The 15,491-nt window shown below is 59.5% G+C and carries 15 protein-coding genes; 1 reads left to right on the top strand and 14 read right to left on the bottom strand.

Features of this window, described 5'->3' with window-relative positions:
* Positions 1-233: 233 nt before the first annotated feature.
* The 12 genes from N2601_RS16725 to N2601_RS16780 form a co-directional block, all read right to left on the bottom strand.
* Entirely contained in the window at positions 234-917 is a 684-nt protein-coding gene (locus N2601_RS16725; RefSeq protein ID WP_104824844.1) for a helix-turn-helix domain-containing protein, read from the bottom strand.
* A 325-nt stretch (positions 918-1,242) separates the two neighbouring features.
* Positions 1,243-1,401: a hypothetical protein gene (locus N2601_RS16730; RefSeq protein ID WP_199773502.1), complete on the bottom strand. Its 159-nt coding sequence runs from the start codon at positions 1,399-1,401 to the stop codon at positions 1,243-1,245.
* Between the two features lie 165 nt (positions 1,402-1,566).
* The gene (locus tag N2601_RS16735) at positions 1,567-1,755 is read right to left on the bottom strand and encodes a hypothetical protein (protein ID WP_104824845.1); all 189 of its coding nucleotides are present in this window, start codon (positions 1,753-1,755) and stop codon (positions 1,567-1,569) included.
* A 165-nt stretch (positions 1,756-1,920) separates the two neighbouring features.
* Complete coding sequence (locus tag N2601_RS16740; RefSeq protein WP_104824846.1) at positions 1,921-2,670, bottom strand: ABC transporter ATP-binding protein; 750 nt, start codon at positions 2,668-2,670, stop codon at positions 1,921-1,923.
* On the bottom strand, positions 2,667-3,500 hold the full coding sequence (locus tag N2601_RS16745) for an ABC transporter ATP-binding protein (RefSeq protein WP_104824847.1): 834 nt from the start codon (positions 3,498-3,500) through the stop codon (positions 2,667-2,669). The genes N2601_RS16740 and N2601_RS16745 overlap by 4 nt, the downstream gene beginning before the upstream one ends.
* Entirely contained in the window at positions 3,497-4,429 is a 933-nt protein-coding gene (locus tag N2601_RS16750; RefSeq protein ID WP_104824848.1) for an ABC transporter permease, read from the bottom strand. Before N2601_RS16750 ends, N2601_RS16745 begins: the two co-directional genes overlap by 4 nt.
* Positions 4,426-5,493, bottom strand: coding sequence for an ABC transporter permease (locus tag N2601_RS16755; RefSeq protein ID WP_104824849.1), 1,068 nt, complete (start codon positions 5,491-5,493; stop codon positions 4,426-4,428). Before N2601_RS16755 ends, N2601_RS16750 begins: the two co-directional genes overlap by 4 nt.
* Before the next feature lie 21 nt (positions 5,494-5,514).
* Complete coding sequence (locus N2601_RS16760; protein WP_104824850.1) at positions 5,515-7,155, bottom strand: ABC transporter substrate-binding protein; 1,641 nt, start codon at positions 7,153-7,155, stop codon at positions 5,515-5,517.
* 37 nt (positions 7,156-7,192) lie between these two features.
* On the bottom strand, positions 7,193-8,260 hold the full coding sequence (locus tag N2601_RS16765; RefSeq protein WP_104824851.1) for a dipeptidase: 1,068 nt from the start codon (positions 8,258-8,260) through the stop codon (positions 7,193-7,195).
* Positions 8,261-8,435: 175 nt separating this feature from the next.
* Positions 8,436-9,461 (bottom strand): ABC transporter permease, encoded by a 1,026-nt coding sequence (locus N2601_RS16770; protein WP_104824852.1) that lies wholly within the window; start codon positions 9,459-9,461, stop codon positions 8,436-8,438.
* 32 nt (positions 9,462-9,493) lie between these two features.
* Positions 9,494-11,035: a sugar ABC transporter ATP-binding protein gene (locus tag N2601_RS16775; RefSeq protein ID WP_104824853.1), complete on the bottom strand. Its 1,542-nt coding sequence runs from the start codon at positions 11,033-11,035 to the stop codon at positions 9,494-9,496.
* A gap of 75 nt (positions 11,036-11,110) precedes the next feature.
* Positions 11,111-12,040 (bottom strand): sugar ABC transporter substrate-binding protein, encoded by a 930-nt coding sequence (locus N2601_RS16780; RefSeq protein WP_104824854.1) that lies wholly within the window; start codon positions 12,038-12,040, stop codon positions 11,111-11,113.
* Positions 12,041-12,425: 385 nt separating this feature from the next.
* Here N2601_RS16780 and N2601_RS16785 point away from each other — a divergent pair, with 385 nt between their 5' ends.
* Complete coding sequence (locus tag N2601_RS16785) at positions 12,426-12,935, top strand: DUF1993 domain-containing protein (protein WP_104824855.1); 510 nt, start codon at positions 12,426-12,428, stop codon at positions 12,933-12,935.
* A gap of 18 nt (positions 12,936-12,953) precedes the next feature.
* On the opposite strand, the gene N2601_RS16790 is transcribed toward N2601_RS16785, so the two are convergent.
* A complete protein-coding gene (locus tag N2601_RS16790) occupies positions 12,954-14,510 on the bottom strand; it encodes an alkaline phosphatase family protein (RefSeq protein WP_104824856.1) in 1,557 nt (518 codons plus the stop codon).
* Positions 14,488-15,471 (bottom strand): UDP-glucose 4-epimerase GalE, encoded by a 984-nt coding sequence (galE, locus tag N2601_RS16795; protein WP_104825275.1) that lies wholly within the window; start codon positions 15,469-15,471, stop codon positions 14,488-14,490. The genes N2601_RS16790 and galE overlap by 23 nt, the downstream gene beginning before the upstream one ends.
* Positions 15,472-15,491 lie beyond the last annotated feature (20 nt).

The raw sequence follows: 15,491 nt of genomic DNA on the forward strand, positions 1-15,491 counted from the left end.
TCATGGCAATTTTGCGCCATCATTCGAAACAGGCTTCCGTGAAACTTGAGACGCGACCGGATGGTTCCGGCAGCAGTCTGCACGTGTCAAAGACAATCGATCAAGGTCATGAGGTATTCTCCTTAGGCTGATTTCTTGCAATCGGAAATTCAGTAGGGTTTGGTAGGTTGCCCTCCATATCCCGCGGAAGATGAACTTAAACTGAACTCCCTCAAAAGATTCGCAAATTCCTCTCAAGAGCTGTGTTTCTCAGGGTAGGAAATGATCGACAGAAAGCGGATCGGCAGACTAACGAGCACTTCCGGACCATGCGGCGCATCGGCATCGAAAAAGAGGCTGTCACCCGGCCGCATCGCATAAAGCTTGTCGGCATGACGGTATTCGACTTCCCCTTCCAACATATAGATCAATTCCAGCCCTTCATGCTGAAATGCCGGAAAAACATCAGAATCGGCCGTCAGCGTGATGAGATAGGGCTCGACCTGCAGCCCGCTAGACCCGTTGGCTATGTGACCGAGCAGATTGTACTGATGACCGGCGCGCGTACCCCGCCGCTCCATCTCCACACCCTCGCCGGCCTTGACGAAGACGGCGTTGCGCTTTTCTTCGAACCGCCGGAAAAACGAGGTGACGGGCACTCCAAGCGCCCGCGCCAACGCCTGCAATGTGGTGAGAGACGGCGACGTGTTGCCGTTTTCGATCTTTGAGAGCATGCCGAGCGATATGCCGGTGGCCGAAGCAAGGTCGGCGCCGGTGATGCCGAGCTTCTTGCGAAAGGCGCGGACCTCGTGGCCGATCGCCAATTCGAGATTATTCTCTTTTACGTCGCGTATGGCATGCGAATCCTGGTCCAGGACCGCTCGCCCGTCTTGACCACCATTCCGTCTGCCGCTGCGCCCAGCCTCCGCTTTGGTCATGCTCCGCCCCACTCTATTTTGTGTTTTGGCGAAGCTTACTGTTTTCATGAAGCGCATTCTATCGGTCATGGGAAATTTTCTTTGCCCGGCGAAGTTTTGACAAGGCCGGGAAAGAAGAATTGCCGTTAGGGAAGCGTTTCAACTTGGGAAGAAACAGGAATGCGACGGTAACGTCTGGCTGACCTGAAGATTAGCCCGATCGGCCGTGGCCGTTAGAAAACAAAAAAGAGATGACGCCAACCATCGCTCTATAAACGCGGCACCGCAGCGGCGCGCGCCCATGATATGACCGATCAATGCCGGTCATATCATCCTTGCAGCGCGTTCAGATCACGATGCCGAAGACGATGGCGACGACGAAGAGGAATGCGGCAGAAAACAGCGCAACGTGGATTGCAGTCTGGATCTTGCTGCGCGTCGTCGCAACGCGCTTCGAGCCGTCGAACTGATTCACATGCGTATTCGACATACCCAAATTCGCCATGTGTTGCCTCCGTTCGTTTTTGTCGTTGTCATGTGGGCGAGCCCACGTCCGACATTTATACAATCCCTATCAATTAGGTAGAGATGAATTTTTGTCCAGAGGCCAACGCAAGAAAAAATAAACCATTGGACGGCGGTCTGGCTCGAAAGATCAGCAAGGCTGACATCAGCAGAGAATGCGGCGAGCCCAGATCAAAGTGCGCTCTACGGCGCTTGCTTCAGCAGCCGGAGTTTCGGTCGGACCGATCTGACGGCGGCTCTGTTCTTCCGGCAGAGTGACGGTCAACGCGTCCTCTTCTTTTGCCGGTGCTGGCGGATGAAGATACCCCATGGTCATGCCACCCATGAAAAACATGCCTGCCTCCACTCGCGCATGACCCCATGTAGGAGATCACGAAAGTTAACCGCCATTAATGGGATCATGACAGAATTGCGGCACGAGTCAATAGTCTATACGATTAGTCGTCTTTTAAGCGAAGCTTAACTAAAAGGGCGATGAAGGACTAATGATTACAATCAATTAGGCACGGACAAAGCCTTTGCTCGCAATCATCAGGTTGCGCGTGTAGTCCTGCTTGACATCGCCGGCCGCCAATTCTTTTGCGCTCAGCCGCTCGACGACAGCGCCATTCTGCATCACCACGAGGCGTTCGCACATATGGGTGACGACACCGAGATCGTGACTGACCATAACGAACGTCAGATGACGATCCCTGCGCACCTGCTCCAGCAAATTGAGCACTTCCGCCTGCACGGAAGCATCCAGCGCCGAGGTCGGTTCGTCGAGCAACAGGATAGACGGCTCGACGATCAAAGCGCGGGCAATCGCCACGCGCTGGCGCTGGCCGCCCGATAGTTGGTGCGGATAGCGGAAACGGAAGCCTGAACCGAGGCCGACTTCGTCAAGCGCCCGGGTAATGCGCGTCTCGCTGTCGCCGATGCCGTGGATTGCCAGCGGCTCCAGCAGCAGCCGGTCGATGGTTTGACGCGGATGCAGCGAGCCATAGGGGTCCTGAAACACCATCTGGACCTGGCGGTAAAACGCTTTGGTGCGTTTTGCACCCTTCAGCGCCTCGCCATCGACGCGGATCACGCCGTCGCTGACAGGCGCGAGACCGGCGACGGCGCGCAGTAAGGTCGATTTGCCGGAACCGGATTCGCCGACAAGACCGAAGGATTCGCCCTTGTTCACATCGATGTTGACCGCATCGAGGGCGTAATAACCGTCATAGACGACACTGAGGCCGTCGACCGCAAGCGCCGCCGTCATGCCGCCCACTCCGGCTTGCGATCAAGGACCGGCAGCGGGTGACGGTCCTCGCCGATGACGGGCATGCAGTTCAACAGACCGCGCGTATAGGGATGCTGCGCATTGTTGAGTTCGGAAGCTTTTAATTCCTCGACGATCTTGCCGGCATACATGACGATCACCCGGTCACAGAAGGAGGACACCAGCCTCAGATCGTGGGACACGAAAATCAGCCCCATGCCGCGTTCCGATACCAGCCTGTCCATGATCCTCAGCACATCGAGCTGCACAGTGACGTCCAACGCCGAGGTCGGCTCGTCGGCGATCAGCAGCTCCGGGCCTGCGATCAGCATCATCGCGATCATCGCGCGCTGGCCCATGCCGCCGGAGACTTCATGCGGATGCAGGTCGTAGACGCGCTTGGGATCGCGGATCTGCACCGCTTCCAGCATGGCGAGTGCGCGCTCGCGCGCTTCCGCCCTGCTCACCTTCTCATGCGTGCGCAACGTCTCGGTAATTTGCTTGCCGATGGTCATCACCGGATCGAGCGAATATTTCGGGTCCTGCAGCACCATGGCAATGCGCTTGCCGCGCAGCGACCGGCGCTCCCTGGCCGAGACCGACAGCAGGTCGATGCCGCTGAAGTTCAGCTTGTCGGCCGTGACGATGCCATGCGACGAAGTGAGGCCCATGATCGCGCGGCCGGTTTGCGACTTGCCGGAACCGCTCTCGCCGACAATGCCGAGTCGCTCGCGGCCGAGCGTGAAGGAGACGCCGCGCACGGCTTCGATGATGCCGGTGCGGGTGGGATAGCGAACCCTGAGGTTCTCGACCGTCAACAGTGGCGTCATTGGCCGCTCTCCTTCGGATCGAGCGCATCCCGCAAACCGTCGCCGAGCAGGTTGAAGCCCAGGCTGACGATCAGGATGGCGATACCCGGCATTGCCGCCACCCACCATTGATCGAGATAGTATTTGAACCCGGTGGCAATCATCGCGCCCCATTCCGGCAGAGGGGGCTGTGCGCCCAGGCCGAGGAAACCGAGACCCGCCGCCGTCAGAATAACGCCGGCCATATCGAGCGTGACACGCACGATCACCGAGGAGATGCAGAGCGGCATGATATGGCGGAAGACGATACGGATCGGCGAGGCGCCCATGAGTTGCACGGCAGCGATATAATCGGAGCGCCGCACCGTCATCGTCTCAGCCCGCGCCAGGCGCGCATAGGGCGGCCAGGAGGTGATGGCGATCGCAATGATGGCATTCTCGATGCCGGGGCCGAGCGCGCCGGCAAAAGCGAGCGCCAGCACCAACTTCGGAAAGGCAAGGAAGATATCGGTGATACGCATCAGCACGGTGTCGATCCAGCCACCTGCATAGCCAGCTATCATACCGATAAACAGCCCGAGCGGCGCCGAAATGATCGCGACGAGAACAACGATATAGAGGGTCCATCGCGACCCATAGATCAAACGGGACAGGATATCGCGCCCGAGATTGTCGGTACCGAGAAGATAGCCGCCGGTCCCGGGCGGCTTCAGATAGGCATTGGTGAGATCCCCAATACTCGGCGGATAGGGGGCGATAACATTGGCAAATGCCGCCACAAGAATGAGGACGACAATGATCAGCAATCCGAGAACCGCCAGCCGATTGGCGGAAAATTGCCGCCATGTGACATAGGCACGTCCGAGGCTCGCTTGCCGGCGCGACTGCGGCCGATCCGACAGCAGCCAGTCACGCCAGCCAGGTTGCGTGGTCTCAGCGGTCGCCGTCATTTGCGTCGCGTCCTTGGATCGAGAGTGCGGTAAAGCAGGTCGGAGAGCAGGTTAATCCCGATGAAGGCTGTACCGACGACGACAGTTCCGCCGAGCACGGCGTTCATATCGGCGTTCTGCAGCGAGCTGGTGATGTAGAAACCGATGCCCGGCCAGGAGAACACGATCTCCGTCAGCACCGAACCTTCCAGCAATCCGGCATAGGAGAGCGCGATCACCGTGATCAGCGGCACGGCGGCGCTGCGCAGCGCATGTCCCCAGATCACCCGCGTTTCCGAAAGCCCCTTGGCGCGGGCCGCGACGATATATTCCTGGCCGAGTTCGTTCAGCATGAAACTGCGCGTCATCCGGCTGATATAGGCAAGCGAGAAGTAGCCGAGCAGCGAGGCCGGCAGAATGATGTGGCGGAATGCATCCCAGAACACATCCCATTGCCCCTGCATGGCGCTGTCGATCAGATAAAAGCCGGTGATCGGCGTGAAGGTATATTCGAAGGCGATGTCGATGCGTCCGGGATAGGCCACCCAGCCCAGCTTGGCATAAAAGATGACGAGCGACACCATGGCCAGCCAGAATACCGGCACCGAATAGCCGACGAGGCCGATGACGCGGACGATCTGGTCGATGAAGCTGTTGCGGCGCACGGCGGCAAGCACGCCGAAGGGAATTCCGAAGATCGCGCCGATGATCGTACCAACGGTCGCAAGCTCCATCGTCGCCGGAAAAACGCGCCGGATATCGTCCATCACCGGATTGGTCGTCAGCACGGATGTGCCGAAATCGCCGGTCAGGGCACTCAGTAGATAATAATAGAACTGCAGATAGAGCGGCTGATCGAGATGCATTTCACGGCGCAGGCGCTCCAGCACCTGCGTAGGTGCATGGTCACCGGCAATCGCCAATGCCGGATCGATCGGGATGACGCGCCCGATGAAGAAAGTGACGGCGAGAAGGCCGAGATAGGTCGTGACCGCCACGACCAGGAAGCGCAGAACGCCCATCAGAATGGGCGCGGCACGGCCCTTTTTGGGCCGCACCTCCATTTTCCGTTCGACAGTGCTCAAAGAACCAGTCCTATCGGACCATCACTTCGACACGGGCCAGACAAAATTGGTGTCGAAGCTCGGGCCGAGCTTGAAGTCCTTCACATCCTTGCGATAGCCGGCGACTTCCGTCTGCTGGAAGAGGAAGACGAAGGGGCTGGCATCCAGATACTTCTTCTGGATCTCCTGATACATGGCGCCGCGCTTGGCAGCGTCGACCTCGAACAGGGCAGCCTTTGTCTCCTTGTCGAGTTCAGGTGTCGTCCAGTCGTTGCGCCAGGCGAGCGTCTTGTTGGTGCCGGCGTCGGAGTTGTCGGGATTGTTCGTGAACGTATCGGCATTGGAATGGGGATCCCAATAGTCATTGCCCCAGTTGCCGAAATAGATGTCGTGGTTACGGGCGCGATACTTGGTCAGCTTCTGCTTGCCATCGCCGGGGATGATCTCGACCTTGATCCCGGCCTGGCCGAGCGTCTGCTGGATCGAGGTGGCAACGCCCGTATCCGGCTCGATGCTGCGCACGTCCATCGTCACGGAGAAACCGTTCGGCAGGCCGGCCTTGGCAAGCAGGTCCTTGGCCTTGGCAACATCAAGCTTGAACGGATTTTCATCCAAGGAGCCAAGCATGCCCTTCGGCTCGAAGGTCTGATGGATTTCGCCTATGCCCTTGATAAGCGTCTTGCTGATGGCGTCATAGTCCACCAGGTATTTGAACGCCTGCTGCACTTCCGGCTTGGCGAGGTTCGGGTTCTTCTGGTTGAGGCTGACGTAATAGATCGTGCCCTTCGGCGCATTGGTGGAGGTAAGTTCAGCGTTCTTCTCGATGGCCGCGAGGTCGGTCGGCGACAGGTTGCGGGCAACGTCGATGTCGCCATTCTCCAGCGCCAGGCGCTGCGCCGAGCTTTCCTTCATGAAGCGGTAGATGACGCGCGCAAGCTTCGGCTTTTCACCGTAATAATTGTCGTTGCGCTCCAGAACGACAGCCTGGTTGGCGCGCCATTCGCGCAGCTTGAACGGACCGGAGCCGGCATAGCCGGTCTTTAGCCAGCCATTGCCGAAATCGTTGTCGTATTTGTTGTCGGCCGACGGCGTCACCGGTTTGACGTGCTCCATAACCAGCTTCTTGTCGACCACTTCCGCAACCGTCGCTGTCAGGCAGTTCAGCACGAAGCTCGGCGCATAGGGCTTGTCGACGGTGAAGGTGAAGGTGCTCGGATCCGTAGCCTTAGCCTTTTCCGTGACGTTGTCGCCGGTCAGGCCGAACTGGGTGAGGATGAAAGCGGGGCTCTTGTTGAGCTTGACGACGCGCTCGAAGGACCAGGCGACGTCATCGGCGGTGATCGGATTGCCCGATGCGAATTTGAGGCCGGGCTTCAGCTTGAACGTATAGGTCAGGTGATCGTCGGAGACCGACCAGCTCTCGGCAAGATCGCCCTGGATCTTGGAGGTATCGTTGATATCGAGGCGAACGAGCAGGCTGTAGCTGTTGCCGGTAACCTCGGCGGCGGAGAGTTCGTAGGCTTCGGCCGGGTCCATGCTGAGAATGTCGTCGAAGGCGAAACCTTCAACCAGCGTATCCTTCGGCGTTGTCGCGAAAGCGCTCGGCACAGCCATCGTCAAAAGCGTGAGAGCCGCACCGGCCGAAAGGGCGCGAAAGTTGCGGTTCATCTTGATCATCATCATGTTTTCGTTCCCTTATTTTAGCTTTTATTACTATCAATCACGCACGCGACTTGCTGCTCTCTCCCCAAGCAGAAGCCAGGATACGAAGCCAGTTCTCCCTGCATAGCTTCACAAGATCGGCTTCAGCATAGCCAACGTTCCTGAGCGCAGCAATCAGCTTTTGGTTGCCTGCAGCGTCGCCGATTTCTTCCGGAATCGTCGCTCCGTCGAAGTCCGATCCGAGGCCGACGCAATCGATGCCGACACGGCTGACGAGGTGGTCGACATGGCGAACCAACACCTCGATCCGGGTGTTGGCATCCGAGCGGCCGTCCTCGCGCAGCATGGCCGTCGCATAGTTCAAACCGACGATGCCGCGGCTCTCCCTGATGGCGTCGAGCTGCTTGTCGGTGAGATTGCGGGCGACGGGGGTGAGCGCATGCGCGTTGGAATGGCTGGCGACCAGCGGCTGATCCGATGTCTTCGCCACATCCCAGAAGCCTTTCTCGGTGATATGGGCAAGGTCGATGACGATGCCGAGCCGATTGCACTCGCGCACCAGCGCAAAACCAGCATCGGTGAGGCCCGGCCCGGTATCGGGCGAGCTCGGATAGGCGAAGGGTACGCCATGGGCAAAGACGTTATTGCGGCTCCAGACGGGGCCGAGCGAGCGCAGGCCGGCCGCATAGAAGGTTTCGAGCGCGACGAGATCGGCGTCGATGGCCTCGCAGCCCTCCATGTGCATCACCGCGGCGAAGATGCCCTTTTCCATGCAGTCGCGGATTTCGGCGGTCGAGCGGCAAAGCTTCCAGACGCCGGCGCGATCGAGCTTGAGGGCGATCGCCGCCATTTCAAGCGCGATATCGAGCGACGACGCCCGCTCCAGCGGCGGCGAGAGCGGTGTTGCATAATGGCCGTTGCGATCGGGATCGGCGAAGACGAGATTGCCGGAGGGGATATAGATGGCGCAGAGGCCGCCGCCCAGCCCACCGGCCTTGGCGCGGGGCGCATCGATATGGCCAGTCGATATTCCATCCCTGAACTCGGCGACCGGATCAGTTCCTTCGCGGGCATGATTCCAGAGTCTCAGTAGAACGTCGTTATGGCCATCAAATACGGATTGCATTGTCTATCCTGGATAATGCGCTCGGACGAGCGGCGGGAAGCGGCCAGAATAGAAAAGATGGCAGGATTCGCCATACCTAAATGAAAAAAATCTGCATTAGCATAGAATGTCGCAGCAAACGAAAAAGGCGGGGCCAAAACCCCGCCTCGAGATATCAGACGAAACCTTGGCCGCTTCAGTGTTTGACCCGCTTCTTCTGGCGGTAGACGTCGATTGCGACGGCGGCGACGATGATGATGCCCTTGGCGATTTCCTGATAGTAGGCGTCGACGTTCAGGAAGGTGAATCCCGAGATCATCACGCCGAGGATAACCGTACCAATGATCGTGCCGGTAATGCGTCCGACACCGCCCGTGAGCGAGGTGCCGCCGATGACGGCAGCGGCGATCGCATCCAACTCGTAGGTTACACCCATGCCAGCCTGCGCCGTCTGGACGCGGGCGGCGGTGATGATGCCGGCAAGCCCGGCCAGAAGTCCGGCAATCGCATAGACCTTTACCAGATGTGCCTCGACATTGATGCCGGAGACGCGTGCTGCCTGCACATTGGCGCCGATCGCATAGGTGAACTTGCCGTAGCGCGTGTAGCGCAGCACGATATGGAAGATCAGCGCGACAAGCAGGAAGACGACGACGGGCCAGATGCCGGTGCCGATAAAATTGAACTGATCGGTGAGGCCGGAGACCGGTTGCCCCTTCGTGTACAATTTCGACAGGCCGCGGGCCGATACCATCATGCCAAGCGTCGCGATGAACGGCGGAATCTTGGTTTTCGTGATGAGCTGGCCGTTGACGTAACCGGCGGCAAGGCCGATCAGCAGGCCGATGCCGATCGGAACGAAAAACGGCATATCGGTCAGCGCTGGATAAAGCGCCCGCGCCCAGGTCGAGGACTGTGCGAAGCTCGCCGCCACCATGGCGGTCAACCCGACGACGGAGCCCGATGAAAGATCGATGCCGCCGGTGATGATGACCTGCGTGACCCCGACCGAGATGATGCCGATCACGGAAACCTGCAGGATCATGATCTTCAGGCGCTGCACATTGAGCAGAAAGCTCTGACCGACGAAGATCCAGCCGAGGATTTCGCACAGGAGCGCAATGCCGATCAGCACCAGGAAGATGCCGAGTTCCGGCGGGACGCGGCGGCGCCTGGGACGCGTCACTGACGGTGCGGTCGCCTCTGCAACTTTGCTAACCATGGTTCAGTCCTCCCTTGCGATGATTGGCGGCGTCACTGCGCGGCCAGTTCCATCACCTTCACTTGAGTTGCTTCCGCACGATCGAGAAAACCGGTCACCCGTCCCTCATGCATCACCATGATGCGATCGCTCATGCCGAGAACCTCCGGCATCTCCGACGAAATCATGATGACAGCGACGCCGTTACGCGCCATTTCGGTGACCAGGCGGTGGATTTCCGCCTTCGCGCCGACATCGATGCCGCGGGTCGGCTCGTCCAGGATCAGGATGCGCGGATTGGTGAGCAGCCAACGGCCGATCAGCGCTTTCTGCTGATTGCCGCCGGAAAGATTTTCGATGCGCTCGTCAAGGTTCGGCGTCTTGATGCGCAGCTTGCGCGCCATCTCCTCGCAAGTCGCCTCCATCGCGCCCTCCTGCACGAAGCCGGCCCGCACGAACTTGTCGTGCAGCACGGCGACCTGCATGTTCTCGAGCACACTGAGGATCAGCAGACAGCCGGTATCCTTCCGGTCTTCCGTCAGGAACGCCATGCCGTGCCGGATTGCCGTCGCCGGCGAGGAGATATCGACCTTCTTGCCGAAAAGCTCGATCGTGCCGGACGAAGCCGGCGTCACGCCGAACAGCGCTTCGGCGACATTCGAACGGCCGGAGCCGACGAGACCCGCGACCCCCAAGATTTCGCCGGCCTTAACATCGAAGGAGACATCGGAAAACACGCCGTTCAGGGTGAGCCCCTTGACGGAAAGGACGGTGTCGCCGATCGGCACCTCTTCTTTCGGGAACATCTGGGTGATCTCGCGGCCGACCATCATGCGGATAATGTCGTCGCGGGTGACGTCGGTGGACGTATGCGTGCCGATATATTTTCCGTCACGGAACACCGAGAATTCATCGGCGATCTCGAACAGCTCGTTCATTTTGTGGGTGATGTAGACGATGCCGATGCCCTGCGCGCGCAGATCGCGTATGATCTCGAAGAGATGCGCCACTTCGCGTTCGGTCAGCGCCGACGTCGGCTCATCCATGATCAGCACGTCGGAATTATAGGATACCGCCTTGGCGATCTCGACCATCTGGCGGTTGGCGACCGAAAGCTCGCGCACCTGAATTTCCGGATCGATGGTGATGTTCAGGCGGCGAAAGAGCTCGTCGGTCTTCCTGTTCATCTCGGCATGGTCGACGAAGCCCAAGCGGTTCTTCGGCTCGCGACGGATCCAGATATTCTCGGCAACGGTCATGAACGGCATCAGGTTGAGCTCCTGATGGATCATCGCAATGCCGTTTTCCAGCGCATCCAGCGGAGACTTCAGACGAATCTCGACGCCCTTCAGGCGCACTTCGCCCTGATCCGGAATATAGATGCCGGCTAGAATTTTCATCAGCGTCGACTTGCCGGCGCCGTTTTCGCCCATCAGCGCATGCACGGTGCCGCGCTTTAGACGGAAGGAAACATCATCGAGGGCCAGCACGCCCGGAAATTCCTTGCGAATGCCTTCGGCACTCAGCAGATAGGCGGCATTGGGGACCGCGCCGCTGGCGCGCACCGCAGCCATGGTGGATGGGCTCACAACCATCTTTTCCCTCCCGGGAGCTGTCGGAATTTGGGGATGCGGGCTGTTGCGCCCGCATCCGTCGCTAACAGCGCTCTGTTAGTTCTTCTTGACGAAGTCCTTGACGTTCTGGGGCGTCACGAGCTGGAAGGGAATATAGACCTTCTTGTCGACCTTATCACCCTTGGCAAGCTTCAGCGCGGCATCGACCGCACCCTTGCCCTGACCGGCTGCGTCCTGGAAAACGGTGACGTCGAGGTCGCCGGCCTGCATGGCCGCCAAGGCGTCCTGCGTGGCGTCGACACCGCCGATGACAACCTTATCCATCGACTTTCCGGCTGCCTTCAGCGCCTGAATGGCACCGATCGCCATTTCGTCATTGTTGGAAATGACGGCATCGAATTCCAAACCGCTGGAGAGCCAGTTGGTCATCAGGTCGGAGCCCTGGGTACGCTGCCAGTTGGCAGTCTGTTCCTGAACGATCTGGATGCCCTTGCATTCGTCGGTGGCGAGAACGTCATGCACGTCCTTGGTACGCATGCGGGCTGCCTGGTTCGACAGTTCGCCCATCATGACGACGGCCTTGCCCTTGCCCTTCAGCAGGCGGCAAACTTCCTTGGCTTCCAGCGTGCCGGATTCCTGCTCGTTGGAAGCGACGAAAGCCTGTTTATCCGGCAGGCTGTCGACGTTTGCCGGTTCGCGGTTGACGTAGATCAGCGGAATTTTCGCATCAGCAGCGAGCTTCGACATGGCAGCCGTGGCATCCGTGTCGACCGGGTTTACGATGATGGCATCGACCTTACTGGCGATGAAATTCTGGATTTGGCTCTGCTGCTTGGCGACGTCGTTCTGGGCGTCTTCGACCTGCAGCGTCACACCCTTCATCGTCTTGGCATAGTCCTGCATGCCGTTGCGCAGAACGGTCAGGAAGTTGTCGTCGAACAGCGCCATCGACACGCCGATGTTTTCGGCATGGGCCGCAGTCGACAGCAGAAGCGCCATCGCGGAGCCCAGAATGAGTTTTCTCATGATTTTTCCTCCCAATTGCGGTGTCCGGCCACACCCCTCCTGAACGCCGGAGCCCTCGGTTTCGACCGCAGGGCCAACAATCCCGAGCTGCCATCTCCCATAACGGCACCTCAAAAAACGGAACAAACAAACCGTAAAATCCCATCTTCGGAATATTTATTCCATTTTTCCGTAAAAACGTCAACACTATTTTGTAGCCGCGCCGACGGAACCGGCGATCGACGCGCGATAGGGAATTTTTGGCCCAAAAAGGCTGTAAAAGCTGACGATCGAGCATACATGTGGGCCGCTCACCCTGATGGAACGGACATTCCATCGACACTCGAATGACGTAAAATACCGTCGACCTCAGGCCGAAGCCACCGACTGACAATGGAGAACCAGCATGCCCTCGATGTACCGCTTCTCAGTCCCCGTCTTTCAACGCGGCCTCGCGAATCTTGCGACCTATCTCGACGCGATCGAGGCCTATGCGGCGGAAAACGGCACCGATCCGAACGAACTTGTCGGCGCACGCCTCATTGACGACATGCTGCCGCTCTCCGGCCAATTTCAACGCGCCACCGACAGCGCCAAACTCGCTATCGCCCGGCTGACGGGCATTGACGCGCCGCGCTTCGAAGACAACGAAACCACCGTTGCAGAGCTGCGCGAACGCGTGAAGAAGACGGAGGATTTCCTGGCGACGATCACGCCGGAGACGATGCAAGGCACCGAGAGCCGCGAAGTGACGATCGCGCCCGGCGGAAACAAGATCGTGTTCAGCGGCGAGGATTATCTCGCAAGCTTCGCTCTGCCGAACTTCTTCTTCCACGTCACCACAGTGCACGACATTCTGCGCAGCCGCGGGCTGCCGGTCGGCAAGATGACCTATCTCGGCCCGTTTGCCCGATAGCCTGCTATTTAAGCTGGATCAGGGCCGGCGCGATACCGGCCCTTTTTCCGTCAGTTCGGTATAGGCGAGTGTCTGATCGAGATGCTCGGCCCTCAGCGACAGCAGCTTTTCGGCACAGGCAAGCCGAGTTGCCGCATAATCCGGGTCATCGGCGAGATTGGAGAGCTCCATCGGATCATTCGCTAGGTCGAACAGCAAGGGCGGCAGGCCGGTGAAGTGGACGTATTTGAAACGTTCGTCCCTGATGACGGCGAGATTGCAGGCATTCGACCTGAGGCCGAGATGCCGTTCCGCCTCGCCGTTAGCGATATCGCGGAAATCGAACTCCCAGAAGGCCGCATCGCGCCACCGCTCCGGCTCCGCGCCCTCCATAAAGGGCAGAAGCGTCTCACCGTCGAGATGATTGTCGGGCACGAGACCCAGGCGATCGCAAAGCGTCGGGAAAATATCGGCGGCGCTGGTGAAACGCTCCACCTGCCGGCCGGTACCGCCAGGCTGCCCGGGATCGCGGATGACCAGCGGGATATGATAGCTGCCATCGAAAAAGCCGCCCTTACCCAGCATCCAGTGATCACCCATCATTTCCGCGTGGTCTGACGTGAAGACGATCAGCGTATCGTCCCAGGCATCCGCATCCCTCAGCGCCTGCCAGATCCGCCCGAGCTGCGCATCCACTTCGGCGATCATGCCGTAGTAGGTGGCGCGGATCGCTGAGAGATCCTCAGCCGTCCAGTCGCTCGCAGGCCCCTCGCCGCCATGGATGAAGCCGCCCTTGCCGATCAGCGGGATGGCGAAGGCGAGAAAGGGATGTGCCGCCAACTCTGCCTGGCGGTCGGCAGCGCGCGCAAAAGCCGGTCCGTCGCTTGCGGCAAACATGCGGTTATAGGGTTCAGGCACCGAAAACGGCGGATGCGGCCTGAGGAACGAGACATGCGCGAACCAGGGCTCGTCCTGTTCGCCGAGCCAGCGAATGAATTCGCCGGCGAGAAAAGCCGTCTGCGTCTCATCCTTGGAGTAAGCCGGCGCGGCATTGGAGATGTCACCTGGCTTCACGCCGACGGGGATGTGGATATCACGGCTCGTCGCCCCCTCATGCCCCTTCGAGCGCAGCCATGAAAGCCATTGCTTTTCATGCTCCGGCAGAAGCTGGCGCACGCTGAAACCGGGAAGTACGCCCTCATAGGTCGTCAGATGCGGATCGTTGGGGTCCATGCCACGCGGATCCGGCGCCGTATCGGTATAGCCGAACAAGGTCGGATCATAGCCGGCGCGGCGGGCGGCAAGCGCCAGGTTGTCGAAACGCACATCCAGCGGCGAACCATTGCGGCAGACGCGATGGTTCATCTGATAAAGGCCGGTATAAAGCGTCGCCCGCGCCGGCGAGCAGGGTGCTGCTCCGGCGAAATGCCGGCGGAACAACACACCGTCGCGCGCCAGAGCGTCGATATTGGGCGTCTTCACGCAGGGGTGACCGACGGCGGAGAGACAATCGCCCCGCCATTGATCAGCCGATATCAGCAATACATTCGGGCGCTCGCTCGAAGCCCGACGCTTAATGCTGATTGGATTTGGCATGCCAATTCCAGGCGGATTCGATGATCCGCGACAGATCATATTTCGGCGACCAGCCGAGAATATCGCGGGCCTTGTCGTTATTGGCCACCAGCGTGGTCGAATCGCCTTCGCGGCGGCCGACATATTCGACGGGGAAAGGCCGGTTCGACACCGTCTCGATCGTCGACAGCAATTCCTTGACCGTCGTGCCCGTACCCGTGCCGAGATTGAGCGCGACCGATTCGCCGCCGCGCAGCAGATATTCCACCGCCCGGACATGCGCATCCGCCAGGTCGAGGACGTGGATATAGTCGCGCACGCAGGTGCCGTCGCGTGTATCATAGTCGCTACCGAACACCTTGAAGCCCTGACGGCGGCCAAGCGCCGCATCGATCGCCAACGGGATGGCATGGGTTTCCGGCGTATGCCACTCGCCGATGCGCCCTTCGAAATCGGCACCGGCCGCATTGAAATAGCGCAGCACCACGGAGCGCAGGCCCTTGTATTGATCATAATCGGCAAGCGCCTGCTCGACGATATATTTGGTGCGGCCATAGGGATTGATCGGCACCTGCCGGTGGCTTTCATCCAACGGAACGCTCTGCGGCAGGCCATAGGTCGCGCAGGTGGATGAAAATACGAAAGCCCCGATGCCGGCCGCCTGCGCCGCCGACAGCAGCGTCAGCGTGCCAATGACATTGTTCTCATAGAAGGAGACAGGATCCTTGACCGACTCGCCGACCTCGATCAGCGCCGCGAAATGCAGGATGGCGGCTGGCTTGTATTTCGCCAAGACCTCGTCGAGCCGAGCCCGATCCCGGATATCGCCCTCTTCCGCCGGACCCCATTTGACGAATTCGCGATGACCGTTGGAAAAATTGTCGTAGACGACGGGCTGAAACCCCTTATTCGCCAGATCCAGACACGTATGCGAGCCGATATAGCCGGCTCCCCCGACCACCAGAACCGTTTCTCCTGCCATGACCATCCCTTCTCAAAGAC

Source organism: Rhizobium sp. CB3060, from assembly GCF_025200735.1.
Classification (GTDB): domain Bacteria; phylum Pseudomonadota; class Alphaproteobacteria; order Rhizobiales; family Rhizobiaceae; genus Rhizobium.

What these genes read in the sequence shown, in the direction of transcription:
- N2601_RS16725 (WP_104824844.1), bottom strand. Translation starts at nt 917, where the DNA reads ATGACCAAAGCGGAGGCTGGGCGCAGCGGCAGACGGAATGGTGGTCAA.
- N2601_RS16730 (WP_199773502.1), bottom strand. Translation starts at nt 1,401, where the DNA reads ATGGCGAATTTGGGTATGTCGAATACGCATGTGAATCAGTTCGACGGC.
- N2601_RS16735 (WP_104824845.1), bottom strand. Translation starts at nt 1,755, where the DNA reads ATGTTTTTCATGGGTGGCATGACCATGGGGTATCTTCATCCGCCAGCA.
- N2601_RS16740 (WP_104824846.1), bottom strand. Translation starts at nt 2,670, where the DNA reads ATGACGGCGGCGCTTGCGGTCGACGGCCTCAGTGTCGTCTATGACGGT.
- N2601_RS16745 (WP_104824847.1), bottom strand. Translation starts at nt 3,500, where the DNA reads ATGACGCCACTGTTGACGGTCGAGAACCTCAGGGTTCGCTATCCCACC.
- N2601_RS16750 (WP_104824848.1), bottom strand. Translation starts at nt 4,429, where the DNA reads ATGACGGCGACCGCTGAGACCACGCAACCTGGCTGGCGTGACTGGCTG.
- N2601_RS16760 (WP_104824850.1), bottom strand. Translation starts at nt 7,155, where the DNA reads ATGATGATGATCAAGATGAACCGCAACTTTCGCGCCCTTTCGGCCGGT.
- N2601_RS16765 (WP_104824851.1), bottom strand. Translation starts at nt 8,260, where the DNA reads ATGCAATCCGTATTTGATGGCCATAACGACGTTCTACTGAGACTCTGG.
- N2601_RS16770 (WP_104824852.1), bottom strand. Translation starts at nt 9,461, where the DNA reads ATGGTTAGCAAAGTTGCAGAGGCGACCGCACCGTCAGTGACGCGTCCC.
- N2601_RS16775 (WP_104824853.1), bottom strand. Translation starts at nt 11,035, where the DNA reads ATGGTTGTGAGCCCATCCACCATGGCTGCGGTGCGCGCCAGCGGCGCG.
- N2601_RS16780 (WP_104824854.1), bottom strand. Translation starts at nt 12,040, where the DNA reads ATGAGAAAACTCATTCTGGGCTCCGCGATGGCGCTTCTGCTGTCGACT.
- N2601_RS16785 (WP_104824855.1), top strand. Translation starts at nt 12,426, where the DNA reads ATGCCCTCGATGTACCGCTTCTCAGTCCCCGTCTTTCAACGCGGCCTC.
- N2601_RS16790 (WP_104824856.1), bottom strand. Translation starts at nt 14,510, where the DNA reads ATGCCAAATCCAATCAGCATTAAGCGTCGGGCTTCGAGCGAGCGCCCG.
- galE (WP_104825275.1), bottom strand. Translation starts at nt 15,471, where the DNA reads ATGGCAGGAGAAACGGTTCTGGTGGTCGGGGGAGCCGGCTATATCGGC.